The organism is Streptomyces sp. NPDC001393, from assembly GCF_053597455.1.
This window is the reverse complement of record NZ_JBSFIH010000001.1, coordinates 390,149-412,159: the sequence shown is the minus strand read 5'-3', so window position 1 is coordinate 412,159 and position 22,011 is coordinate 390,149. Positions and strand designations below refer to the sequence as shown.

General features: G+C 69.0%; 28 protein-coding genes and 2 pseudogenes. 8 read left to right on the top strand and 22 right to left on the bottom strand.

What is annotated here, in order from left to right; translation table 11 throughout:
* The first annotated feature begins 126 nt into the window (after nt 1-126).
* Nucleotides 127-777: a TetR family transcriptional regulator gene (locus ACWC2T_RS01905; protein ID WP_450668499.1), complete on the top strand. Its 651-nt coding sequence runs from the start codon at nt 127-129 to the stop codon at nt 775-777.
* Between the two features lie 89 nt (nt 778-866).
* Nucleotides 867-992 (top strand): annotated as a pseudogene (locus tag ACWC2T_RS01900) (Imm49 family immunity protein); the annotation flags it as partial.
* 53 nt (nt 993-1,045) lie between these two features.
* Here the strand turns inward: ACWC2T_RS01900 and ACWC2T_RS01895 are convergent.
* From ACWC2T_RS01895 to ACWC2T_RS01805, 19 genes and pseudogenes are all read right to left on the bottom strand, one after another.
* Nucleotides 1,046-1,279, bottom strand: coding sequence for a ferredoxin (locus ACWC2T_RS01895; protein WP_450668498.1), 234 nt, complete (start codon nt 1,277-1,279; stop codon nt 1,046-1,048).
* Between the two features lie 3 nt (nt 1,280-1,282).
* Nucleotides 1,283-2,734, bottom strand: coding sequence for an aldehyde dehydrogenase (locus ACWC2T_RS01890; RefSeq protein ID WP_450668497.1), 1,452 nt, complete (start codon nt 2,732-2,734; stop codon nt 1,283-1,285).
* 132 nt (nt 2,735-2,866) lie between these two features.
* A complete protein-coding gene (locus tag ACWC2T_RS01885; RefSeq protein ID WP_450668710.1) occupies nt 2,867-4,132 on the bottom strand; it encodes a tyrosine-type recombinase/integrase in 1,266 nt (421 codons plus the stop codon).
* A gap of 88 nt (nt 4,133-4,220) precedes the next feature.
* The gene (locus tag ACWC2T_RS01880; RefSeq protein ID WP_450668496.1) at nt 4,221-4,469 is read right to left on the bottom strand and encodes a helix-turn-helix domain-containing protein; all 249 of its coding nucleotides are present in this window, start codon (nt 4,467-4,469) and stop codon (nt 4,221-4,223) included.
* A 105-nt stretch (nt 4,470-4,574) separates the two neighbouring features.
* A complete protein-coding gene (locus ACWC2T_RS01875) occupies nt 4,575-5,966 on the bottom strand; it encodes a DNA primase family protein (protein WP_450668495.1) in 1,392 nt (463 codons plus the stop codon).
* Nucleotides 5,963-6,394, bottom strand: coding sequence for a hypothetical protein (locus tag ACWC2T_RS01870; protein WP_450668494.1), 432 nt, complete (start codon nt 6,392-6,394; stop codon nt 5,963-5,965). The genes ACWC2T_RS01875 and ACWC2T_RS01870 overlap by 4 nt, the downstream gene beginning before the upstream one ends.
* Nucleotides 6,391-7,281 (bottom strand): bifunctional DNA primase/polymerase, encoded by an 891-nt coding sequence (locus ACWC2T_RS01865; RefSeq protein WP_450668493.1) that lies wholly within the window; start codon nt 7,279-7,281, stop codon nt 6,391-6,393. The genes ACWC2T_RS01870 and ACWC2T_RS01865 overlap by 4 nt, the downstream gene beginning before the upstream one ends.
* A 200-nt stretch (nt 7,282-7,481) precedes the next feature.
* On the bottom strand, nt 7,482-8,030 hold the full coding sequence (locus ACWC2T_RS01860) for a hypothetical protein (protein WP_450668492.1): 549 nt from the start codon (nt 8,028-8,030) through the stop codon (nt 7,482-7,484).
* A 71-nt stretch (nt 8,031-8,101) separates the two neighbouring features.
* Nucleotides 8,102-8,758 carry a DNA cytosine methyltransferase gene (locus ACWC2T_RS01855; RefSeq protein ID WP_450668491.1) on the bottom strand — a complete coding sequence of 219 codons (657 nt, stop codon included), beginning with the start codon at nt 8,756-8,758 and terminating at the stop codon, nt 8,102-8,104.
* A gap of 87 nt (nt 8,759-8,845) precedes the next feature.
* A complete protein-coding gene (locus tag ACWC2T_RS01850) occupies nt 8,846-9,340 on the bottom strand; it encodes a hypothetical protein (RefSeq protein ID WP_450668490.1) in 495 nt (164 codons plus the stop codon).
* 207 nt (nt 9,341-9,547) lie between these two features.
* Nucleotides 9,548-11,686 carry an ATP-binding protein gene (locus tag ACWC2T_RS01845; protein ID WP_450668489.1) on the bottom strand — a complete coding sequence of 713 codons (2,139 nt, stop codon included), beginning with the start codon at nt 11,684-11,686 and terminating at the stop codon, nt 9,548-9,550.
* 86 nt (nt 11,687-11,772) lie between these two features.
* Entirely contained in the window at nt 11,773-12,075 is a 303-nt protein-coding gene (locus ACWC2T_RS01840; RefSeq protein ID WP_450668488.1) for a hypothetical protein, read from the bottom strand.
* On the bottom strand, nt 12,069-12,245 hold the full coding sequence (locus tag ACWC2T_RS01835; RefSeq protein WP_450668709.1) for a pRL2-8: 177 nt from the start codon (nt 12,243-12,245) through the stop codon (nt 12,069-12,071). Before ACWC2T_RS01835 ends, ACWC2T_RS01840 begins: the two co-directional genes overlap by 7 nt.
* On the bottom strand, nt 12,242-12,559 hold the full coding sequence (locus tag ACWC2T_RS01830) for a hypothetical protein (RefSeq protein ID WP_450668487.1): 318 nt from the start codon (nt 12,557-12,559) through the stop codon (nt 12,242-12,244). Before ACWC2T_RS01830 ends, ACWC2T_RS01835 begins: the two co-directional genes overlap by 4 nt.
* A 1-nt stretch (nt 12,560) precedes the next feature.
* Complete coding sequence (locus ACWC2T_RS01825) at nt 12,561-12,827, bottom strand: hypothetical protein (RefSeq protein ID WP_450668486.1); 267 nt, start codon at nt 12,825-12,827, stop codon at nt 12,561-12,563.
* Between the two features lie 29 nt (nt 12,828-12,856).
* Complete coding sequence (locus ACWC2T_RS01820) at nt 12,857-13,192, bottom strand: RRQRL motif-containing zinc-binding protein (RefSeq protein WP_450668485.1); 336 nt, start codon at nt 13,190-13,192, stop codon at nt 12,857-12,859.
* 458 nt (nt 13,193-13,650) lie between these two features.
* A pseudogene (locus ACWC2T_RS01815) lies at nt 13,651-14,364 on the bottom strand (protein spdB); the annotation flags it as partial.
* Nucleotides 14,361-14,810 carry a Pycsar system effector family protein gene (locus ACWC2T_RS01810; protein WP_450668484.1) on the bottom strand — a complete coding sequence of 150 codons (450 nt, stop codon included), beginning with the start codon at nt 14,808-14,810 and terminating at the stop codon, nt 14,361-14,363. The gene ACWC2T_RS01810 and the pseudogene ACWC2T_RS01815, both read right to left, overlap by 4 nt.
* Nucleotides 14,807-15,076, bottom strand: coding sequence for a DUF6284 family protein (locus ACWC2T_RS01805; RefSeq protein WP_450668483.1), 270 nt, complete (start codon nt 15,074-15,076; stop codon nt 14,807-14,809). The genes ACWC2T_RS01810 and ACWC2T_RS01805 overlap by 4 nt, the downstream gene beginning before the upstream one ends.
* Nucleotides 15,077-15,575: 499 nt before the next feature.
* Here ACWC2T_RS01805 and ACWC2T_RS01800 point away from each other — a divergent pair, with 499 nt between their 5' ends.
* Both ACWC2T_RS01800 and ACWC2T_RS01795 read left to right on the top strand, forming a co-directional pair.
* Nucleotides 15,576-16,331 (top strand): helix-turn-helix domain-containing protein, encoded by a 756-nt coding sequence (locus tag ACWC2T_RS01800; protein WP_450668482.1) that lies wholly within the window; start codon nt 15,576-15,578, stop codon nt 16,329-16,331.
* 3 nt (nt 16,332-16,334) lie between these two features.
* Nucleotides 16,335-16,808 carry an NUDIX domain-containing protein gene (locus ACWC2T_RS01795; RefSeq protein WP_450668481.1) on the top strand — a complete coding sequence of 158 codons (474 nt, stop codon included), beginning with the start codon at nt 16,335-16,337 and terminating at the stop codon, nt 16,806-16,808.
* Here ACWC2T_RS01795 and ACWC2T_RS01790 read toward each other — a convergent pair.
* Entirely contained in the window at nt 16,796-17,362 is a 567-nt protein-coding gene (locus ACWC2T_RS01790) for an HD domain-containing protein (protein ID WP_450668480.1), read from the bottom strand. The genes ACWC2T_RS01795 and ACWC2T_RS01790 overlap by 13 nt on opposite strands.
* 1 nt (nt 17,363) lies before the next feature.
* Entirely contained in the window at nt 17,364-17,825 is a 462-nt protein-coding gene (locus ACWC2T_RS01785; protein ID WP_450668479.1) for a GntR family transcriptional regulator, read from the bottom strand.
* A gap of 1,012 nt (nt 17,826-18,837) precedes the next feature.
* Here ACWC2T_RS01785 and ACWC2T_RS01780 point away from each other — a divergent pair.
* From ACWC2T_RS01780 to ACWC2T_RS01770, 3 genes are all read left to right on the top strand, one after another.
* Entirely contained in the window at nt 18,838-19,056 is a 219-nt protein-coding gene (locus ACWC2T_RS01780) for a hypothetical protein (RefSeq protein ID WP_450668478.1), read from the top strand.
* A gap of 75 nt (nt 19,057-19,131) precedes the next feature.
* On the top strand, nt 19,132-19,566 hold the full coding sequence (locus ACWC2T_RS01775) for a hypothetical protein (protein WP_450668477.1): 435 nt from the start codon (nt 19,132-19,134) through the stop codon (nt 19,564-19,566).
* A gap of 114 nt (nt 19,567-19,680) precedes the next feature.
* Nucleotides 19,681-20,100 carry a DUF6578 domain-containing protein gene (locus tag ACWC2T_RS01770; RefSeq protein ID WP_450668708.1) on the top strand — a complete coding sequence of 140 codons (420 nt, stop codon included), beginning with the start codon at nt 19,681-19,683 and terminating at the stop codon, nt 20,098-20,100.
* 346 nt (nt 20,101-20,446) lie between these two features.
* On the opposite strand, the gene ACWC2T_RS01765 is transcribed toward ACWC2T_RS01770, so the two are convergent.
* The gene (locus ACWC2T_RS01765) at nt 20,447-20,632 is read right to left on the bottom strand and encodes a hypothetical protein (RefSeq protein ID WP_450668476.1); all 186 of its coding nucleotides are present in this window, start codon (nt 20,630-20,632) and stop codon (nt 20,447-20,449) included.
* 270 nt (nt 20,633-20,902) lie between these two features.
* On the opposite strand from ACWC2T_RS01765, the gene ACWC2T_RS01760 reads away from it, so the two are divergent.
* Nucleotides 20,903-21,925: an MBL fold metallo-hydrolase gene (locus ACWC2T_RS01760; protein WP_450668475.1), complete on the top strand. Its 1,023-nt coding sequence runs from the start codon at nt 20,903-20,905 to the stop codon at nt 21,923-21,925.
* The last annotated feature ends 86 nt before the right edge of the window (nt 21,926-22,011 follow it).

The following is a 22,011-nucleotide window of genomic DNA, read 5'->3' as shown; positions in this document are numbered from 1 at the left end:
CTACCGGCAGGTAGCGGCGCTGTGAGCAGTGGATCAGGTGATTCACGCCACGGCGGACCGGCCTACCATGCTGTCTGATCACGTGCCCCACAGACGCCTTCACCGACTGTCACGGAAACGGGACCCATGCCTGCGGAAGCCAGTGTTTCGAGGCCCTCCCCCACTCTCGGCTTCGCTCGAGCGGGGGGACCCCCACCACCGCCGCTCACCGAGCGCCAGGAGGCCCGCCGCCGCCGGATCCTGCACGCGAGCGCCCAGCTGGCCAGCCGGGGCGGTTTCGACGCCGTGCAGATGCGCGAGGTCGCCGAGTCCTCCCAGGTCGCCCTCGGCACCCTGTACCGCTACTTCCCCTCCAAGATCCACCTGCTGGTGGCGACGATGCAGGACCAGCTGGAGCACATGCACGGCACCCTGCGGAAGAAGCCCCCCGCGGGTGACACGGCCGCCGAGCGGGTGGCGGAGACCCTGATGCGGGCCTTCCGCGCCCTGCAGCGCGAGCCGCACCTGGCCGACGCGATGGTCCGCGCCCTGACCTTCGCCGACCGCAGTGTCTCGCCGGAGGTCGACCAGGTCTCCCGCCAGACGACCCTGATCATCCTGGACGCGATGGGCCTGGAGAACCCCACCCCCGAGCAGCTCTCGGCGGTCCGCGTCATCGAGCACACCTGGCACTCGGCCCTGATCACCTGGCTCTCCGGCCGCGCCTCCATCGCCCAGGTGAAGATCGACATCGAGACGGTGTGCCGGTTGATCGACCTGACGGAACCGCACGCATGACCGCGGCCGCACCCGGCGCCACGGTGCGGCCCTGATCACGGGCCGCCGCGAGGACCTCGCGCCGCTGGTCCTCGCCGGACGCGCTCGAAGCCCACCGCGACCACTTCCTCGTCGCGGACCGCAAGAACGACCCGAACTCCCCGCTCGACCTGGACATCCTGGCCCTGACCTGCCACGCCCGGCGCCAGGGCTGGACCATCCGGGTCACGTCGCCCCATCTGCCGCCCCGCCCCCTGCCTGCAGGCGGCGGAACCCTTCTGGCAGACCCCTACTCCTCCGGCGGGAACACCGCCTCCCCGCTCTCCAGCAGGGTGATCACGATCGCTTCCACCGGGCAGCTCTCGGCGGCCTCCAGGACCCCTTCGGCGGCATCGGTGTCGGCATCCACCGGGTGGGACTGGCGGGCGGAGTCCAGGCGGAAGGCGTGGGGGGCGTGGTGGAGGCACTGGGCCGAGCCGATGCACACCGACCGGTCGACCTCGACGTGCCAGCGGTCGCCCATGGCCTACGCCCCCGCCGGCAGGTGGATCATCTTGTGCTCGAGGTAGGCGCCGTACCCCTCCGGGCCGAACTCCCGCCCCAGCCCGGAGTTCTTGTAGCCGCCGAACGGGCCCAGCATGTCCAGGCTGAAGGTGTTGACCGAGTAGGTGCCGGTGCGGACCTGCCTCGCCACGTCGATGCCGTGCTCGACGTCGGCCGTCCACACGCTGCCGGACAGGCCGTAGTCGGAGTCGTTGGCGATCTTCAGCGCCTCCTGCTCGTCCCCGTACGGCAGCAGGCAGATGACCGGGCCGAAGATCTCCTCACGGGCGATCCGCATGGCGTTGTCGACGTCGCCGAAGAGGGTCGGCTCCACGTACCAGCCCTTGTCGAGGCCCGCCGGGCGGCCGCCGCCGGTGAGGATCTTGGCGCCCTCCTCCTGGCCGATCCGGATGTAGTCGAGGTTGCGCTGCTGCTGGCGGCGGGCGACCAACGGGCCGACCTGGGTCGCCGAGTCCAGCGGGTCGCCGACCTTCAGCGCGCCGGCCGCTGCGGCGAAGGCGTCGGCGAACTCGTCGTAACGGGCGCGCGGGAGAAGAATGCGGGTCTGGGCCACGCACGCCTGCCCGTTGTTCATCCAGGCCGCCGGGACGATCCCGGACACGGCCGTCGCCAGGTCCGCGTCCGGCAGGACCACCGCCGCCGACTTCCCGCCCAACTCCAGTGTCACGCGCGCGAGATGGCGGGCGGCGACCTCCATCACCCGCTTGCCCGCCGCGACCGAGCCGGTGAAGGAGATCTTGTCGATGCCGGGGTGGCCGACCAGGTACTCGCTGACCTCGCGGTCGGCGGGGAGGATGGAGAGCACACCCTCGGGCAGACCGGCCTCCCGCGCGATCTCGCCCAGGAGATACGCGTCGAGCGGGGACTCCGGGGACGGCTTCAGTACGACCGTGCAGCCGGCCAGCAGCGCGGGCGCGAGCTTGGCGGCGGCGACGAACTGCGGGACGTTCCAGGGCACCACGGCCGCGACCACACCGACCGGCTCACGGCGCACCAGGATCGGCCCGAGGACACCGTCCCGCCGCTCCTCGTACGTATGGTCCCGCGCGACCCTGATCGCGGCGTCCCACACCATCATCGCGCCGAGCGCCTGAGCGAGGACGCTCCAGGAGTAGGGGGAGCCGTTCTGGGCGGAGATCACCCGGGCGATCTCCTCGTGCCGGGCCGCGATGCCGTCCTTGATGCGGGTGACGACCTCGATCCGCTCCTGAAGACCCGCCCGCGGCCACGGCCCCTCGTCGAACGCCCGGCGCGCGACGGCCACGGCCCGGTCCACGTCCTGCCGCGAGGCGTGCGGCACCCGGCCGATGACCTCCTCGGTGTGCGGGGAGACCACCTCGATGACGTCCTTGCCCAGGGGCTCAGTCAACTCCCCGCCGATGAACAGCTGTCCGTGTTCCACGAGCTCGGTCATGACCTACTGCCTCCCACCGCAGAGCAAGTTTCTGACGCCGCCTCAGAACTGATACCAGTTCTAGTTAAACTAGGCCAGACCTAGAGCCGGATAGGCCCCCACCAGCCACTTTGCCGCTGGTGGGGGGTGCCGTCATGCCGCCTGGGCCGTCTGTGGGCCGTCGTTGCCTTCACCGGCCGCCTGATACATGCCGTCGACCGCCCTCCGCGTGCGACTCTCGCTGCTCGGCATGAGGTGGGTGTAGACGCGGAGGGTGAACCCCGGGTCACTGTGTCCGAGGTACCGGCTCAGCGCCTTGATGTTCTCGCCGGCGTCGAGCAGGACGGACGCGTAGAAGTGCCTCAGCGCGTGCATGCCGTCCTCCCGGGATTCCGCGATCCGTTGGCCCGGCTCAGGCTCAGGGAGCACTCCGGCGGCCACCAGGGCTGGCTTCCAGGCATCCCGGTTGAAGTTGTGGCGCAGGAGCGCACCGCCCTCGGGGGCGGTGAACATGAGCTTCTTCGTCACGAGCTGTCCGCCCGGTACGAGCCAGGGCAGTGTCACGTCCCTGGGTGGGAATCGCTTCACGTGAGCCGCCAACGCCTCCCCCACTCGTTCGGGCAGGGGCACGTCGCGGACCTTGCCACGCTTCGGGGGCGCGAATACGGCGTGTCCGTCGACCACCTTCACCTGATAGGCCACGTGCAACCACCCCTTCAGGAAGCTGATTTCATCGACGGGGAGACCGAAGATCTCCCCCTGCCGAAGGCCACAGCCACCGCCCGCGTCCACCATGGCGCGGTACTGCTCGGGAAGGGCAGCACGAACGGCAAAGACGCGCTCAGCCGTCCACGGGCGCACCCGGTTGGGCACCATGGCCGGCGCCTTCACAGAGGTCGCGCGGCAGGGGTTCTTGGCAATGAGTCCGTCGTCCATGGCGGCCGTGAACACGGCCGAGACGTTGGCGAAGATGACCCGGCGGTAGGACGCTGCGAGTCCTTTGTCTTCCAGTTCCCGTGACCATGCACGGATCTGCTCAGGCTGGAAGGACCCGAGCGGGCGCGAGCCGATGTGCGGATAGGCGTGAAGCCTGAGCCGGGACTCTGTGCCTGAGCGCGTCGACACATCGGTGGTCTGGGCAGCGACCCAGCGTTCGGCGTACTGCTGGAAGGTGGTGCGGCCGGCCTTTGGGTCGATGTACTGGCCGCGCGTCATGTCGGCTTCGATGCTGCTGAGCCACTTCTCGGCGAGACGCTTCTTGCCGTCGGGGAAGCTCTTGGACTTCTCGGTACCGTCGGGGCCGATGTACCGGGCGCGGTACCGCATGCCCGTGCCGTAGCGGTCCGTCTTCACCTTGACTTCTTTGCCGTCGGCGTCCTTCTCGGTCTTGTACCAACGGTCTTGGATGTGGCCGGCCATATAGGGCGTAATCCCTTCTGGGCATGGGACGGGGAGGGCCACGGTGTGGCCCTCCCCTGGGAATTGGGTGGTGCGGTGTGTGGTCGCGTCAGGCGGCGTCGATGTCGGCGCTCTTGCGGCGGGCGACGTATGCGTGCACGTCGGCGGGGTCGTAGCGAACGTGCTTGCCTATGCGGAAGCCGGGCGGACCGATGCGCTTCCTGCGCCACTGGTAGACGGTTTCCTTGGGCACTTCGAAGATCTCGGCGATGTCGTCGATGGTGAGGTACCGGTCCGGGAGACCTCCACGGAGGATGGCGCGGGGGTCCGACCTCGCAGGGGTGGGAGGGGGTGTCACTGCGTCCTCCAAGTTGGAATCACATTGCGCTGAGTCGCGACTCATCGGCACTCAAAGGCGCTCTGGGGGGCCTTGAGACGCGATGAGTCGCGACTCAGACAAATGTCAGTCGGACTGCTTCACCGTGATCCCGTTGTACGTGATCACTTGTCGGCCGTAGGCGTCCCGCGGGCGGGTGCGGTTGAGCTGGGGGACCACAGAAAGCAGGTTGCGGCCGAACATCTGCTTCGTGCCGATGGCCTTCACGCCGTTGTCCTCGGCCCACTCCCGCCACACCGCCCATAGCGTGTCCACGGGGACGCTGCAGGTGGGTCCGGTGATGCAGCGCTCTCGGATGAACGCTGACGTGGGTGAGGCGGTGTCCTGCATGGTGGTGACCGCCTCCCGGCTGCACGCCGGTTCGGTGATCCGCCCCCTGGCCTCCAGGCGGGCAAGCCCGTCCAGGGCCCAGTTGAGGATGCCGGGCATCTCCGTGCCGAGCCGGTCGAACAGGGTGGGATCTTCCTTGCCCAGCCACGACACGGTCATGCTCAGGACCACGAACCGTTTGGCGATGACGCCGGAGGAGTCGCCGAAGTGCGGCAGCTCGTTGGACAGGATCATCAGCCGCGTGGGCAGCTTGCCGGTCCAGGGCTCCCGGTACTTGCGGTCGATGTCGATCGTGTCCTCACCCGAGATGGTGAGCAGCCGTTCTACGACTTGGCTGTTGTCGTTGCCGGCCAACCGCGCATCGGAGATGACCGCGAGCGGCTTACCGATCAGCGTGGACAGTCCGAAGTTGGTGCCGAGTCCGGCGAGAGTGGGCCCCGCAAGGTTGTCCTTGCCGACGAGCTCTTTCAGCACGCGGGCGATGGTGCCCTTGCCGGAGCGGGACGGGCCGACGATGAGCAGGATCTTCTGCTGGTCGGTTCGGCCGGACAGGACGTAGCCGAACCACTCCTGTACTGCCTGAATGGCGTCAGGGTCGTTCGGCCAGATCTGCCGTAGGAACCTCTCCCACGTCGGCGCGGTCGCGTCCGGGTCGTACGCGAACGGCACGGACACCAGGTTGAAGAATCCGGGGCCGTGCGGCAGCAGGGCACGGTCCCGGATCTGCAGCAGCCCGTTCTCGCACGCCACGATCGGACTCGTGTCCTGCTCGCCGACGCGATCGCCATTGATCCAGGCGGGGGCGTCGGTGTCGGTGGGCAGAAGGGTGATCGCTCCGAGAGCATCAAGGAGGTTGCTGATCTTCTGCTTGGTTGGGGCCCAGTCCCGCTGTTCGGGCTGTCCGTCCTTGCCGGGCGCGGCGAAGGTGGCGTGCTCCAGCCGCTTGTACATGTGGGCGCGTACCTGGGCCTCGTCCAGCTCGCGCCAGCACGTTCCGGTCCAGCGCATCCACGAGCCGCGCCAGCGCCGGCAGGTCAGGTGCCCGTCTTCGGTCTGCCAGTCGGGCAGGAGACGTCGGGCGACGGCGAGTGGGTTGGAGGGTGCGGGCAGTTCTTCCAGGCCGGTCATGCGGCGTTCCTCCCTTCGGTGGGCGGTGCGGGGGTGCCGGTGCAGAAGTGCTTGTGAGCGACGTACTCCGTGATCAGGGCGGCCACGGCTTCCTGTCCGCGGGCGGTGTCGGTTTCGCCGCAGGTGCAGGCGTAGGCGGCGGTGGGGGTGTCGCCGTAGCGGGTGGACCAGCGGGCGCAGTCGTAGGGGTGGCGGTAGACCGGCGGGGCGTAGATCCGGATCCCGGGACGCTCCGGCGTCGGGTCCTCGCTCGCGTGGCGGGCGTGGCTGGCCGGGCGCGGCTCAGAGCGAAAGACAGAAAGGACGCCCTGACGGGCGACGACCTTCGGCACGCCCACGCCCGGCCGGGGGACGGCCGGTCCGGCGGCGCGCCGGCCGGTGGGCGCCGGGGGTTGGCCTTCCAAGCGGGGACGGCGGTTGGTGCTCATGCCGCCTCCCGGGTCCGGGCGGTGCGCAGGGAGCTGTCCAGAGCGCTGCGGATCGTGGCGCGGCACTCGGCAGCAGTGAGTCCCACCGCCTGCCCTGCCTCTTGGAAGGCCTCCTCCGCCACATGCCGGGGGAGGTCGCCCCACGCGACGAATCGCCCCACCTTGAAGGCGCACCGGTTCAACGTGACGTTGCGTTCCCCTTCTGGGGCGGCGGCCACGACCGCGCACTCAGCCTCCAGGGCGGTCAGCGCCGCGCGGCTGCCGTCCACCACAGGCAGCCTCAACGGGCCCACGGCGGGCGCGAGGGCGGGTTGCAGGATGGTTTGCAGCCACGCGGGCAGTACGGCCGTCTGAAGGCCGCACAGCGATTCGTACGCTCCGGTGGGGGTGATGCTGCCGGCGGCGACTACGTACCCGCCACACGCCCGGGTGTCGACCGAATCCGCCACCGTCCCGGCCGTGTTGCTCAGCTTCACGCCGGGCGGGGCGGTGAAGTACAGGTGCCGTCCGCCGCTCGCGGTCCGCACTCGGTAGGTGGTGGGAACGGTGTGCCCGGCGCGCTCGCAGAGCGCCTTGAAGGTCGTCGCGCCGTCAGGCGCGTCCGAACTGCTCTTGTCCTTGGGCACGTCCAGGTCTACGACGACCAGGTTGGAGGGGCCGGTGGCGATGCCGACGTTGAACGGCGCGTGGGTCCAGGCGGCCCGGATGCGGTCGGGGTCGGTGGTGGCGCGCTGTTCCCACTTGCGGTGGCCGTTCGCGCACGGTCCGGTGCGGGGGCAGGACCGTTCGCCGTGCAGGGCGGGTCGCTTGGTGCCGGGGCGGAGGGGGAAGACGTGCCAGCCCTGTTCGGCGGCCTGCAACGCAGCGTGCAGCAGGGTCGTCTTCACGCGGCCGCCCCCAGACCGACCGTGCGCCGGTCGTTGAGAAGGGCGCGGTGGCTGCCGTCGGTGGGTCCGGGCAGGGCGAGCACTCGCCGGATGGTGGTGGGTTGGGTCATGCTGGATCTCTCCAGTTCGGTTGGTGACTGGCTGGACAAGGGCGGTCCCGGATCTTTGGCGAGATGAGGGGGCCGCCCTTGGCGCTTGTGCTAGGCGACGCTGAGGGAGAGCTGAAGCGGGGCGGGATCCACGGTTTCGGGCGCGAGGGTGGCGAGCAGTGCGCGGTAGGCGTGGACGGCTTGGTGGATGACGACGCCGTTGCCGAGGATCTTGAGCTGGTCGGAGCGGGACAACCCGAGGTCCGCACCCGTCACCCAGCCGGGATCGGCGCCCATCATCCATTCCACGAACGCCGGGGACAGCCGACGGTTGCCCTTGGTGCCCGGTTCGGTCGGCTCCGGCGCGGGCCGCCCCAACACCTGCTCCCAGCGGCGGATGGCGGGCCCGTAGTCGGTGCCGTTGGTGGCCACCCACCGGCCGTCCAGACGGACGGCCTGGCCGGGGAGGTAGTAGTTCCCGGCACTGTCGCGCTGGTTCGGGCCGCCGTGCGGCCCGTCCGACGCCTTCGGTGTGGGCAGCAGGTTGACCACCACTTCGTTCAGCGGGCGGGAGTTGGTGCCCAGCAGGTTGGAGGCGCCGGACTTCCAGTCGCGCGCCGCCGGGGTGGGCAGGAGGGTCACGGCGGTGCGCAGGTTCATGCCGCCCTTGCGCTTCGGGGAGGTGCCGGGGCCGCCGGTTCCGTCGGCGGCGGCCGGGGTGGGCAGGAACGTCAGGCGTCCGTCGGGGGCAGCAAGAAGACCACTTCGTCCTCCAGCGTGGGCCCGTGCCCGCCCGCCCTGCGCTTGTCCGGATGCTGCGGACCCCCGTTGCGTCCCAGCTGTGAGGTGGGGGTCTTCAGCAGCGGGATACGCGACGCGAACCAGCGGTCCCGCCGGTGGCAAGCTCCGACTTCGGGATCTCCAGCTCGTAGGCACATCCACCGCGCGTCATACCCGCACGCGGCCAGGTCCGCGGCGACGACGTCGAGTCCCCGGCTTCGGATGGCGGCGACGTTTTCCAGGAACACGAGTCGGGGTCGAAGGTGGCGAATGGCGTGTGCGACGGTTTTCCACAGTCCCGAGCGGTCACCGGCGATCCCTCCCCGAGGTCCGGCGTTGGAGATGTCCTGGCAGGGAAAGCCGGCGGTCAGGGCCGCCGGGCGCGGCAGCGAGGCGGATACGGCCGACCAGTCGACGGCCGTGATGTCGCCCACGTTCCGGGCGGCGGGCAGGCGGGCGGCCAGCAGCCTCGATGCGGCCGGGTCCTTCTCGCCGACCACGACCGTGGACAAACCGGTGACGGCTTCCACGGCCAGGTCCAGCGCACCGGACCCGGTGCACAGGCTGACGTTGCCGCCCTCCGGCGGCACGGCAGGGTCATGCGTCATGCTCGATATCTCCAGTTTGGTTGGTGACTGGCTGGACAAGGGCGGTCCCGGATCTTTGGCGAGATGAGGGGGCCGCCCTTGGCGTGGCTAGCGGTTGGTGGTGCGGGCGAACAGGCCGCGCGTGTGCGTGGTGGTGTTCTCCTGATTCACCGCACCGCTGTAGTGGTGGTGGTGTTCGGTGTGCACGTCCTTGAGGGAGCGCAGGGCCGATCCGACGGCCGTGATGACGGCGGCCACGCCGGCGATGGGCAGGGTGACGAACAGGACGTCGGTGAGGGATACGGCAGCCAGTCCCCGGCAGGCGAGCCAGACGCCGCAGCCGATGCCGACGAACGCGGCGCCGACGCCGATGCCGGCGACGATGGTCCCGGCGGCCCACGCGGGCACGATCCGGCGGTCCGGCTGCGGGACGGGCGGGGTGCTGCCGTAGGCGGGCAGGGGGCTGGTGTCGCGGTAGGCGGTAGGCGTCTCCGACACCGGCCGGTAGGCGTCGGCGATGATCCGTCGGGCCTCGGCGGCGGCCACGTCGTCGCTCATTCCGGTGGTCGGCTGGGCCGTGCCGGGGGTGGTTTCGGGGGTCATGCGGAATCCCTTCCAGTGCTGGGTGAGGGAGGGGAAGGCACCCCCTTGGGGGTGCCGTGTGGAGGGGGTTTTCGGGGGTCTGAGCTGGGGGCCTCCCTGACTCCCTGGACGATCACTTGGGCTGGTCAGGGCCAGGGAGGCGGGTCAGGGAGGGGTTCAGGGAGTTCTCCCTGCCTCCCTGACCCGGCGGGGGCCGCCTCCCTGTGATCAGGAAGCGGAAGCGGAACCGGTGTCGTCGCGGTCGGCGAGGGCGCGGGCGAGGCGGTCACGGCTGATGACCATCACGCCGTCGGACTTGTACGGCTCGGCCCCGGTGCCGTCGAGAACGCGCTTGAGGTCGAGGAACGACCAGCCGCCGTAGGCCTCGGTGTTCAGGCCTGCGAGCCGGGTGATGACCTCCTGCGTACGCACGCGGGCGTCGGTGCCGACCACGGACGCGATGTCGGCGAGCGGGTCCCGCTCCTGGTCGTCGCGTTCGATGGCGTGCAGGGTCACGACGCCGGAGCGCAGGGCCTTGGCGCGGGCAGCGATTGCCTTGGCGTCGTCATCGCTGATGTAGTGCGTGCGGACGGTGATGGAGGCCTGGCCGGCCGGGATTTCGATGCCGTCGGAGGCGACCACAAGAGTGCCCCTGTCCAGGCCCTGACGGAGCAGGTGCGGGGCGGCGCCGCCGTCGACCGCCTTGTCTCCCAGCGCCATGCGGGCCTGGGACTCGGTGCCCAGGGCGAGCGAGGCGCGGGTGTGGGCGCCCTCGCGGACCAGCTTGGGAAGGTTCTGGTCGGTTGGGTCCTGCGTGCCCTGCCACATCAGCACGTCGACCGCGCGCCCCTGGTTGTGGATCTTACGAACGGCCATGAAATACCGGCTGGTGGCCTTGCTCCCGCCATACGGCCGCTTCTCCTCGTCCACGGCCGGGCACATGAACGCCACTTGCGCCTCGTCCACGATGCAGATCAGCGGCGGGAACTGCGCCTTCGGGTCGTGCTGGCGGGCTTCGATGCGCCGGTTCATCTCGGCGAGCACGTCCTCAACCATCTCGGTCGCCTCGATCACGTGCTCATCGGTCGGCCCCTGAATGAGCACGGTGGCAAGACCGTCAAACATGGCCCAGTCGCCCACGCCCTTGAGGTCAGCGATGCGGAACTCGACCGTGCGGTCCAAGGCCGCCCACAAGGCCAGTGACCGAAGCGAGGCGGTCTTACCCTGGTTGGACAGACCCGTGACCAACAGCATCCGCTGGAACAGACTGATCAATGCGGCGTCGCCGCGCAGATCCTGCCCCCAGGGCGCTTTGCCGGTCTTGTAGTTGGCGGTCAGGGTCTCGTCCGTGACCAGCGGGGACGGGCCGATCGGTTCGTCCAGCGCCCCGGAGTCGGCGATCCACAGCCGGACCGTGCGGGCCGCCTGTGGGATGGTGATGAAGACCTCGTGTTCGTGCCGCGATAGGTTCTCGGCGAGCTTGCGCCGCTTGCCCTGTACCTCGTTGGTCGACACCCCGGAGGGCAGGGTGACGTCGACCTCGACCCCGCATCCGGCGATCACGATCGGGGACAGCATCGAGGCGCCGGCGTCGCCCATCTCCGTGATGGCCTTGCGCAGGGCGGGAACCCCCAGGTCACGCAGGGCCTTGACCACGATGGACGGGGTGATCGGCTCTCCCTCGCCGTTGCGGATGGTGGCGGGCAGGGCCCACTGCGGGGCGGCGTGCTGGTGGGCACCCACCGACCACAACGCGAGCAGCGCGAGGAACGGGCCGATCGTGATCGCGGGCCCCCAGATCACCCGCACGATGGTGATCATCAGGTTGATGAACTTGATGACCGCCATCAGCGGCGTGACCACCTCGCTCGGATCCTTCGTGGCGACCGCCATCGCGATGCCCAGCAGGACCAGGCCGCCGATGCCCATACCGGCGCTGACGGCCGCGCCCTTGGCGGCGTCCAGTGGGGAGTGGAGCAGGTCCATGCGGCGGCGGTGGCGTGCCTCGCGGTAGCGCTGCCCGCGCTCCTCCCACTCGGCAGCCGCCTCGAAGTTGCCCGCGGCTTCCGCCGCACGGATCATCCGCTCGTACCGGGCGGCGGTCCGGCCGTCCCACGTACGGCGGGCCACGATCCGGGCACCGCCAACGACGTAGAGGGAGTGCCGGGCGAACGCACGGGTCGCGGTCTTCGTGGCCTCGTGGGTGACGGCGGTCTTGATGGCGCGGCCGGAGCGCACCCACAACGGAAGTACCGGCGCCGCCGATTCGGCCGGCGGGTCGGTCACGAGAGTCAGAGTCGACCCCTCACCAGCGGAAGAGCCGTCGGGTTCGGGGGTCTTGTAGAGGTGAACGACGGTGTCACCCATGACGGGATCTCCTGAACTGCCCCAAGCAGGGCGGGAAGTCGAGGGAGCCCCGCCCGGCGTCGGCGCGGGCGGGGCGTTACGCGGGATCAGCGCCCGTGCCGGGCGCGGTTCTCGGCGTGGCTGAGCTGGGACGGCTCGGTGCGCGGGCCGTCGGCCCAGCAGAACGGGCGGATGCCGTCGGCAGCCTTGAAGATGCGGACGGCGGCACCGGGCGGGGCGTCGGGCAGCGGGTAGACACGGCCACCGTCCAAAGACGCCAGCAGCCGCGCGGCGTGGTGCTCGCACCCCTCGGCGCCGGCGTTGGTGGCGTCCAGCACGGTCACCACGGCCGGGCCGACACAGGCGGTGGGGTCGTCCGGGTGCGCGGCGGGGCAGCGGCGGGTCACCACCAGCGGGATTCCTTGTTGGGCACGATGTACGGGCAGCCGTTGACCATGTGGTCCACGCACTGCGGGCAGTCCTCACGCGGGCGCAGCTTGCGGTGTATGCGCTTGTCGTAGGCGTGCTGCCAGCACTGCGGGCACTCACCCGGCGGCGTCTCCAGTACGGCCACGGTCACCACCACCCCGAGGACTTCTTCGCGGCCTTGGCCTGCGCGTGCTCGGTCACGATGCGCTGCCGCTCGGTCTTCAGCGCGGCGATCTCGGTGACGAGCCGGGTCTCCGCCGAGCTCCACACGGTGTCGATCCTGTTGTCCGCACGGGCGGTGCCGTTGCCCCGGTGGAGGCTGTACGCACCGCCTGCGGCGGCACGCAGGATGGCGCGGCGTTCGCGGCCGTCCAGCGGCCACATCTCGCGGTTGCGGACCGCCTCCAGCTTCCGTTCGGTCTGCCGGATCGCCTTGTCCAGGCGCCGGGTGTCGGGCTTGCCCATGTCAGGCACTCCTGTCGGTCGTGTCGTCGGCGAGCGGGGCGGGGTGGATGTGGCCGGGCAGCAGGGTGATGGCGCGGGAGATGTCCGCCGGGACGGTGCAACCGCGTTTGTGCAGCCATGCGGCGATCAGCCGGTAGGTCTGCTCACGCGGCGTGCACAGGGGGACGGTCACCTGTCCCGACGCCCATGCCTGGCCGTGGCCGGGGACGGTGACCCACCCGAACCAGTGGTGGGTCACCTCGCACGGGGCAGCGTTGTTGCTGTTCACGGGTGAACTCCTGACGAGGAATGGGGCGTTCAGATGGGGGCGCCGTCGGGAAAGGCGCACGGCACGCACGCGCCGAGTGAGGCCGGGATGATGTATCCGGCGTCGCGCCGACACATCGGGCAGGTACGGCGAGCGGTGTTGGCCTTGGCCAGCGCCGCCCACCGGGCCGGGGTCATCGGCCGTACCGGCTTGGCCAGGTCGATGCGGTACAGGTAGGCGACGAGCGGGCCGCGCCGGCGGCGCGGGCGTCCGAGCTGCGCGGCCACCGGCTGACCACCCGGGCGTAGACCACGCGCCCTCAGTTGGCGGTAGGTGGCGTATCCGTCCGGTGCCAGGCGCCACCGGAACACCGGCAGCGCCGCCATCACGAGGCCCGTTCAGCGAGCAGCGCATCCCGCAGCGTGCGGGCACGGGCCGGAGACACGCGCAGTTCCCGGCGGATCCGCTCCCCAGTGAGATGGGCCTGCGGCCAGCCGGCCGTCAGAGCCCGCGCCTCGTTAAGGAGCTGTTCCGGGGTACGCTTCACACGCGGAGTCTTCGCCGCTTCCGGCACCCGGAACGTGACCCGCCCGGTCGGGCCGGTCGACTCGGCCGCCACCGGTCGACTCGATCGAGTCGACCCCGGCGGGGTCGATCCGGTGGAGGCGGTCAGGGCCGGGACGGGCTTGAGCGGAAGACTCGACTTGCCCGCGTCGGCCGGGACCGGATCGGGGACCGGAAGCCGGGTCAGCGTCACCGCGAGCGGGGTCGATTCCGGCAGCTCAGCCCTAGACCGAATCCTCTCGGTCTGGGCCGATTTCTCCGCATTCGTGGAAGTGTCGTCGGCCGGGGCGATCGGGGGGACCGACGGCGCCGATACCGGCTCGATCGGGCCCCACACCGGGAGCTCCCAGCGCGGCGCGGCACCCGGCCCGGGACGGCTTGCCACGCTGGCCAGGGCCCGGCCGGTGTCCTCACCGGCACGCGCCCGCTCCAACTGCGACCACGCCCCGGAAAGGGTCTTGGCGGTCTTGGCCTGGACGCGGGCGACGCGGGCACCGGCATCGGTCACCGCCGTCAGCCTCGTCTCCTCGGTGACGGCTTCCGCCCGCAGTCGGGCGCGGTCGACGGCCGCCCTGTCGCGGGCTTCCTGCTGGATGCCCCGGATGGACTCCAGCGCGGTCGGGGTGAGCGCGGTGCGCTCCCACAGCCCGTGCACCAGCCATAGCGCCTTGGCCGCGACGGGCAGCCAGGCCACGGCCAGCCACGCGGCCGTAGAGCCGTCGGCGGCCAGCAGCGCGTGCGCCACCAGGACGCCGGCCGCGATGAGACCGAAGGACCAGCCGACACCGGTCACGACGTTGCTGTGGTCGCCCTGCGAGGCCAGACGGCGCTCATAGGCGAGGGTGGCCAGCCAACCGCCGTCGATCCCGAGACCGACGACCAGCGCGACCAGCCACGGCACCGACTGACCGAGCCACATCACGACCACGGCCAGGGTGAGGACCATGGACACCGCCGTCATCGCGACGGCGGGCAACACGGTCTTCGCCTTCATGCCGCACCCCCGAACGCCAGCACAGCGGCCAGGACCAGCAGGGCACCGCCGGTCAGGGTGAGATCGACCGCGCGGCGCAGGCAGGTGAACTTGGCGACCGCCAGACGGGACAGCCCTGCGATGTCGGCGGCCAGATCCGGGGAGAGGGCGTCGGCGATCTGCTCGGGGGTCAGGGTGGCCCACAGCGGGAAGCCGTGCCGACCGCCCAGGTTCGGCCGGACGGACCGCAGGAGCAGCCCGGCTGCCACCAGCAGCAGCCACATGCCGGCGCCGCCCACGATGAGGGCGGGGCGGGTGAGCGTCATGCCGTGGCCAACGCTCCAGGCACCGGCCAACACCGCGCCGACGAACGCCAGCAGAAGACTGGTCTTGCTGTCGGTCCGCGCGATCTCCGCCTTCACCTCGGCGTGCGCGGCCGTCAGGCTCTGTCCGGTGGTGGTGCTCATGCCGCACCGCCCGGCAGGCGCACCGCGGCCGTGCGGTTCGCCAGCGCCGCCCGCTCCGCCAGCACCCGGCGGCGGGCCCGGCGGATCCGGCGAGCGTCCAGCTCACTCGGGGTGCGGTCCAGGGTGATGATCTGCGCGTCCAACAGGTCGACGTCCGCCAGGATCAGCGGCATCTCCCGTTCGATCGCGTCCAGCTCCGCATCCGTCGGCTCCATGAAGTCGGCGAACGCGGTAACAGCGTCCTGAACAGTGACGATGTGCTCCATTGGGTCGTGTTCCTCTCAGGGTGAGCGGCCCGAATGCACCCCCGGAGTTGCCCCTCCGGGGGTGCGCGCCGTTGCGGGAGAAAGTCACGCGTCATGCGTGGTGCGGCCCTTGCACCCAGCGGGCCGTAGTGCCCCGGACCGGACTTGAACCGGTCGGGCTGCCGTACGGGGCACGCCGGTCTTCTCCGCCTTGTTTCCGACCCCTTCGGGCAGGCGGACCACGGGTTACCGGCAGTTCCCTGTGTGAAGTTCTCAAAGATCACTCGCTTCCTTCGAGCCCGTTTCACGGAGCCCTCCGGGCGTATGCAGTACCTGTTTTACAGGTACTGCACGCAGGTCCGTCAAGTACCGGCACGAACCTTCTTGGCTGTGCGCCGGGGCTTCTTGGTGCACCATCAGAATCGCTGCAGGTCAGGGGAGTTGGTCACCCCATACGTGGACAGCTCCGGTTCATCTGGTTACCTTCAAGAGGTCCCTAGACGTCCCATCGGGGGTGGAGATGTCCAACGAGCGGCTGCGGTCAGCCCTCTTGGCACAGAACATGACCGTGCAACAGCTCGCGGAAGCGATCGAGGTCAATCCGAAGACCGTCGAACGCTGGATCACGCAGGGCAAGGTCCCTTACCGGCGCCATCAGTACGCCACTGCGTCCGTGCTGAACGTTGACGTCACAACGCTGTGGGAGGACACCCGCTCACTCGACAGCGCAACTGACCTCTGCAAGGCGGAGATCGTTACGGTCTACCCGCATCGTCACGTTGTACCGACCGACCTGTGGCGGGAGATGTGTGAACGCGCCAAGGAACGCATCGACATCCTCGTCTACGCAGGCATCGGCCTAGCGGAAGATCCGCGCTTCCTGTCGGTCCTCAAAGCGAAGTCGCAGAGTGTCGCCATTCGGGTTCTGATGGGCGACCCCGAGTGCGAGGCCGTCATTCGACGCGGCATCGACGAGGGGCACCGGATCATGGACGGCAAGATTCGGAACGCGCTGGTCAACTACCGCCCTCTGTTCACCAGCCACCCTGAGATCGCCTTCAGGCTGCATGACACCGTGCTCTACAACTCGATCTACCGTGTGGATGACGAGATGCTCGTCAACACGCACGTGTATGGCATCGGCGCCTACCTGGCCCCGGTTCTGCACCTGCGGCGTCTCCCCGGCGGCGGGCTCTTCGACACCTTTGCCAATAGCGTTCAGCAGACGTGGGAAGGTGCAAGGCCAGTGACTGAACACGACATAACAGGAGCATGAGGCATGGGACGTATCGACTACCTTCACGACCCCGACGCCCCGCCGGCCAACTCGGTCGTGCCGTCGGTCGTTGCGTTCGTGCAGAACGACGCGGGACAGGTGCTCATGATTCAGCGCTCCGACAACGGGCGTTGGGCACTGCCGGGCGGTGGCCACGACGTCGGGGAGTCCATCAGCGACACCGTGGTACGTGAGGTCTGGGAAGAGACCGGCATCAAAGCCGAGGTCATCGACATGTCCGGGATCTACACCGACCCCGGGCACGTCATGAAGTACGACGACGGGGAAGTGCGCCAGCAGTTCAGCATCTGCTTCCGCGCGCGGCCGGTCGGCGGTGAGCTGCGTACGAGCAACGAGACGACTCAGGTCCGCTGGGTGGACCCGGCGGACCTGCGTGACCTGGACGTCCACCCCACCATGCGACTGCGCATCGAGCACGCCACGGACCGGACGCGTACGACTCCCTACATCGGTTGACGCTTGACGGCGGCGACGCGTTCGAGCACGCGCGATGTGCTCGCAAGGATCTCCGGTTCCGCGCGGCGGATGAACATGCCGATGAGGCTGTCCCGGCCGTACCGCCCTGCGATCTCGTTGACTCGGTCGATCGGGTTCGTGGGCGTGCCATCCGGCGTGGTGTTCATGTCGCAGTAGCAGAGCGCGTCGTTAAGGTGCGCACTCTCACGGGGGAACTCGCCCATCAGCTCGTCGTGCAAGCCGCGGGCCTCTGCCTCCATCCACGCGCACGAGTGGTGGGCTACGAGGTTCATGACCCGTTCGTCGGCGTCGGCGACGTCCCGGAGGTAGCGAGCGCCGTCGAGCGGGTGAAAGCCGGTCTTGGCAAGGTCGGGGGCATACCCGATGTCGTGGAGGACTGCCGCCGCTTCAAGCAGATCGGCATCCTCACCCAGGACGGGCGCGATCGTACGGGCCCGTTCGGCGACCCCCAAGCAGTGCTGCCAGCGCCGGGGCAGCGGCTCGGCAAGCAGCGACTCGGCGAGGGGGTAGGCCCACTCGGTCAGCTTCGACAAGCTACGAACGCTCCTCTCGAATCGGCGCGGCGCGGACCGTCCGCACCCTGCCTTGCCCACCACCAGCCAGCACGCCGGCCGCCTCCAACTTGTCGAGCGCCTTGGTCACGGTGGGCCGTGACACCCCGAACCGGGTGGCCAGGACGGAAGCGCTGGGGAAGGTTGCCCCTGCTTCGAGCCCCTCATCCGTGATGATCGCAGCGATCCGTTCGTCCAACGGGCGCCGGTCGGCCGACTCGCCCGCCCGCACGACACGCCACCGCCCACCGGGCACAGGTTCAGCGACGCCATCGCGTTGGAGTACACCGAAGGCGCGCAGGGCGACTCCCCGCGAGATCTTGTAGTCGCGCACGAGATCAGCAGCAGACGGGAGCTCCGTCATGCCCGGGTCCGCCTCGATGCGGGCCTTCAGCGCATCGGCGATCTTCAGGAAGGTACCCCGGGGGCTGGCCTGTTCTGCCACGCGCTCTCCCTCTCGGTCAGCCAATCGTCCTACCCCAGCTTCCCACGCTGGCCCGTCAGCTTGATGGGACCTTCTCTGCCTCATCAAGGCGGCTCGCTCCGCTCACCGCGCGCGGCCCGGCCCCCGGCCGGGCCTGCGCTCCTGCCTTCGTCCCGCTCCAGCCCGGCCGGCGCCCGGGCCGCGCGCACAGCCATCAGCCACCTGATACCGGAGAAGGGGTACGTCGTGGCTGGGGCGGTCGGCTCCGCGATTTTAGGCAGCCACTTTGGCGCGAGCCTCGAAGATCATGGCCCCAACGTCGTGCTTTACCGGGCAGGTCCACAGACTGCCCGACGCGCCGGAAGCTTACGGGGCCATGATCACTCGCGCCAAAGCAGCTCCAGCCCAAAGGCGCTGCGCCGACCGCGTGGGCGCAGATGGCGTGCGTCATCTTGCTGGTCGTTGGGTCTTCGGTCGGGAGCGACGACCCCACCTGAGCGCCAACGCCCAACTGGTCGCGCCTTCCGCCATCAATGGTCAAAACTTCTTCATGCCACGGCTCGCCTTCTTGTAATCGGCGAATGACCCTCTTCCGAAATTGTTGCGCCGGTCCGCAGCGGCCGATGGTCCAGGATGCATGGCTTGAGATCAACGCATGATGTCCGAGATCCGCTGGTCTTCACAGGAGAGTCACATGTAGCGTCGCCTTTCCAAGCAAGAAATCGACCACCAACGACCAGGGGGAAACATAGTGCGCGCGGGAAGATTTTTTGCGATCGCCGGGACGGCTTTCACTCTCTCCGTATTTACGCTTGGACCGGCCCAAGCGGATGACGGAGGGGCCCAGCTGGGCAATGTCCGAGTAGAGTCTGCCGACGGGGACAGTGTCGGGGGGTGGATGTCTCAGGAGTACATCCAGGCGCACCCAGACCAGGCGGCAGCGGTGGGAATCGTCGCCCATCCGGACTCGGCATTCAAATGCCAGTGGAACACCTGCCTGGATGTGTACGGGTCGGGGCTTCGGGTCAAGCAAATGAATACCTCGTCCTTCGGTAACGAGGGCTGCATTAGCCCCCACTACCACAAGAACTGGGGATACCTGTACGACGGGCACAACGTCTGCCCGGACGGAAAGGGGCCCGGCGTCTACTGGTACTACTACAAGAGGCCGCGCACGTTCGCTGACGGTGACGTGGTGAGCGTCCAGTGGGACCGAATCGCCGGACAGCCGGAAGCCCTGATCCACAGCTAGCCCGTCGCTGTCGACACAGTTAAGGTGCGGTGTGGCCCCGGTGCAGGGGTCACACCGCACGGGGAAGGACAGACAGTGGGCGCCATCGACAATCTTGCCGAAGTGTTGACGGGGCAGTGCAAGGACCTGCGATGGGTGGTGCGCGCTGGCCTAGTGAAGAAAAACTTGTTTGTTACCCACCTTATCGTGCTCCGCGCTGATCGAATCATCGATAGTGGGGGTGGTTCGGGACCGGCCGTCTTGGATTCCTTGGTGGAATTTTCCTATGGATGCTCCGACGGTGTGCCAATGTCTGTGGTTGCGCGCTGTTCGCCTGAGGTCGATCGCCTAATTGCCGTTACGAATGGCGATCGAGAAGTGTCGATGACGCTCTCTGATCCGATGGAAGAATTCGGTGTGCGTTTCGCTGCATGCATCTTGCCGTCTGGTAGCCAACTCGCGCGGGTGTACGCGACTTCACATGATGTCGTGGTTTTCGAAAGTGCAGTCCGCCCCATTCGCGGCACCTAGATGTAACCGGCTGATTTGGGAGCGGGTGGTCGTGAACTATGAAGGCGGAACTCATCTCCTCGCTCAAGGTAGCCGCGTATCGTCCCTATCATGAGTACTGGCCTTAATGACGTCGTGACGTTGACGATTTGGGTCGATGACTGGCAGATCCAGTGCTGCGGAACGAACTTCGCGCCTGGGGACGTTGTCTCCTGGGCGCTGCTGGAGGTCGATTCGGAGGACTACGCCGACGTTGTCGGGAGCGAACGTGCGGATGAGATCGACTTCCGCGAGGAGCATCACGGCCAGGAGGAGGGGCATGTACCCACCTCCGTGGAGGTGCTGTCGATCGCTGAGGTCCACTGCCGTTACGAGGTACCCCCGGGCGCCATGGACAGAGTGAACCACCCCGTTCCGGGCACGACTGTGGTGGTTCCGGTCAATAGGGCGGATGGGTGGGCACAGGCCCGGCCGGACGTTCGTTTCGCGGGCTACCTGGTGACCGCCCGACGTATCACAGACCTGCCGGAAGGCGCGGTTGCTCGCGGTCAATGAGGAAACCGGCGGGAGAGGCTTCGGGCCCCGTTCGCTGTGCAGCAGCGCAGTACCGCAGCCCCAGCAACCGGCCTCGTCCACCAATGTTCTTCCATGGCCTCGGCGCGGCCGGTATGGGCCTCCCTGACCTATCTCTCTAGAGCTACGGATCAGAAGTTGGCCGTGCCCCACCCGTGCCCGATCGTGCGGGAAGCCCCGGGGAACCACGGGGACGAGCGGGCACCGCGCAGCGGAACGCCCCCCGACCGTATTACCTGGTCAGGGGCCGTTCTCGCTGGCGGTGGGTGTGGGATTTGAACCCACGGTGACTTGCGCCACGACGGTTTTCAAGATCGCGTCCATTGGGTCATGAGTAGAAGTTCGCCCAGTACTCCTCGTGACTCTTGGTGAAGTCGGCCGGACGTTCCCGTCGCAGCACCTCGTAGCGTGCGACGTAGGCGTCGAGGGCTTCATGCAGAGAGCAGCCTAGGCGATCACGTAGCGCCTTCAGCCCGAGGATGATCCGCCCTGCGACGATCATGTCGTCGGTCACACCTGCATCCGTCTCGCTGTTGCCAGGACCCATAGGGTGATCACACCCCAGCCCCCACAGCCAGGTCAACGCGTTATCCCGCGTTGTTTCTGGGCCGTCCCTGGGCCGTCCGACACCGACCAATGTCGACAAGCGACGACAGGCGACACGCACATCAGCGCAGGTCAACCCAACGCTCCACGAGGCCAGTCGACTTGAGCACTCACTGAAACCAGTTCTAGTTATAGTGGGCAATGGCCATGGGCCGGCGGGTGGAGGGGTGGAGGGCAGATGGTGAGGACGTTCGAGCACGGTGGGGGCGTACGGGCCGTGGCCGTGCCCATCCCGGACAACCCCCTCGGGCACACGCTGGTCTACGTCGTGGCGACCGACCGCGGCCCGGTGCTGGTCGACACCGGCTGGGACGATCCGGCGTCCTGGGACACGCTCGTGGCGGGACTGGCCGCGTGCGGTACGGCGGCGGAGGAGGTGTACGGCGTCGTCATCACGCATCACCACCCGGACCACCACGGCCTGTCCGCCAGGGTCCGCGAGGCCTCCGGCGCCTGGGTCGCGATGCACGCCGCCGACACCGCGGTCGTACGGCGCACCCGGGAGGCCCGGCCGGAGCGCTGGTTCACCTACATGAGTGCCAAACTCGCGGCCGCGGGCGCCCCGGAGGAACACCTGGTGCCGCTGCGCACCCCCCGCGCCCTGCCCGGCCTCTCCCCTGCGCTCCCGGACCGGGAGATAGTCCCCGGCGAGTTCCTCGACCTGCCCGGCCGCAGACTGCGCGCGATCTGGACCCCGGGCCACACACCGGGCCACGTCTGCCTGCACCTGGAGGAGCAGCATCCGGACCGTCGGCTTCCGGGGCACGGGAGGCTGTTCAGCGGGGACCACCTCCTGCCGCGGATCACCCCGCACATCGGCCTGTACGAGGACCCCGACGACACGACCGTCACCGACCCGCTCGGCGACTACCTCGACTCCCTGGAGCGGGTCGGCCGCCTCGCACCCGCCGAGGTCCTCCCCGCGCACCAGCACGCCTTCACCGACGCTCCGGGCCGGGTACGGGAGTTGCTCGCCCATCACGAGGAGCGCCTGGCCGGTCTGCTCGCCCTGCTCGCCGAGCCGCTCACGCCCTGGCAGCTGGCCGAGCGCATGGAGTGGAACCGCCCCTGGGCCGAGATCCCCTACGGCTCCCGGAACATCGCCGTCTCGGAGGCCGAGTCCCATCTGCGCCGCCTGGTCAAGCAGGGCCGGGCGGAGGCGGTGGCGGGGAGTGAGCCCGTGGCTTACGTGGCGGTGTAGAGCCTGGAGGGTGGTGTGGTGCAGGGCCGCGCGGTGGGGAAATGGTTCGCCGCGTGGCGAGGAAATGGTTCGCCGTACGACGGGCT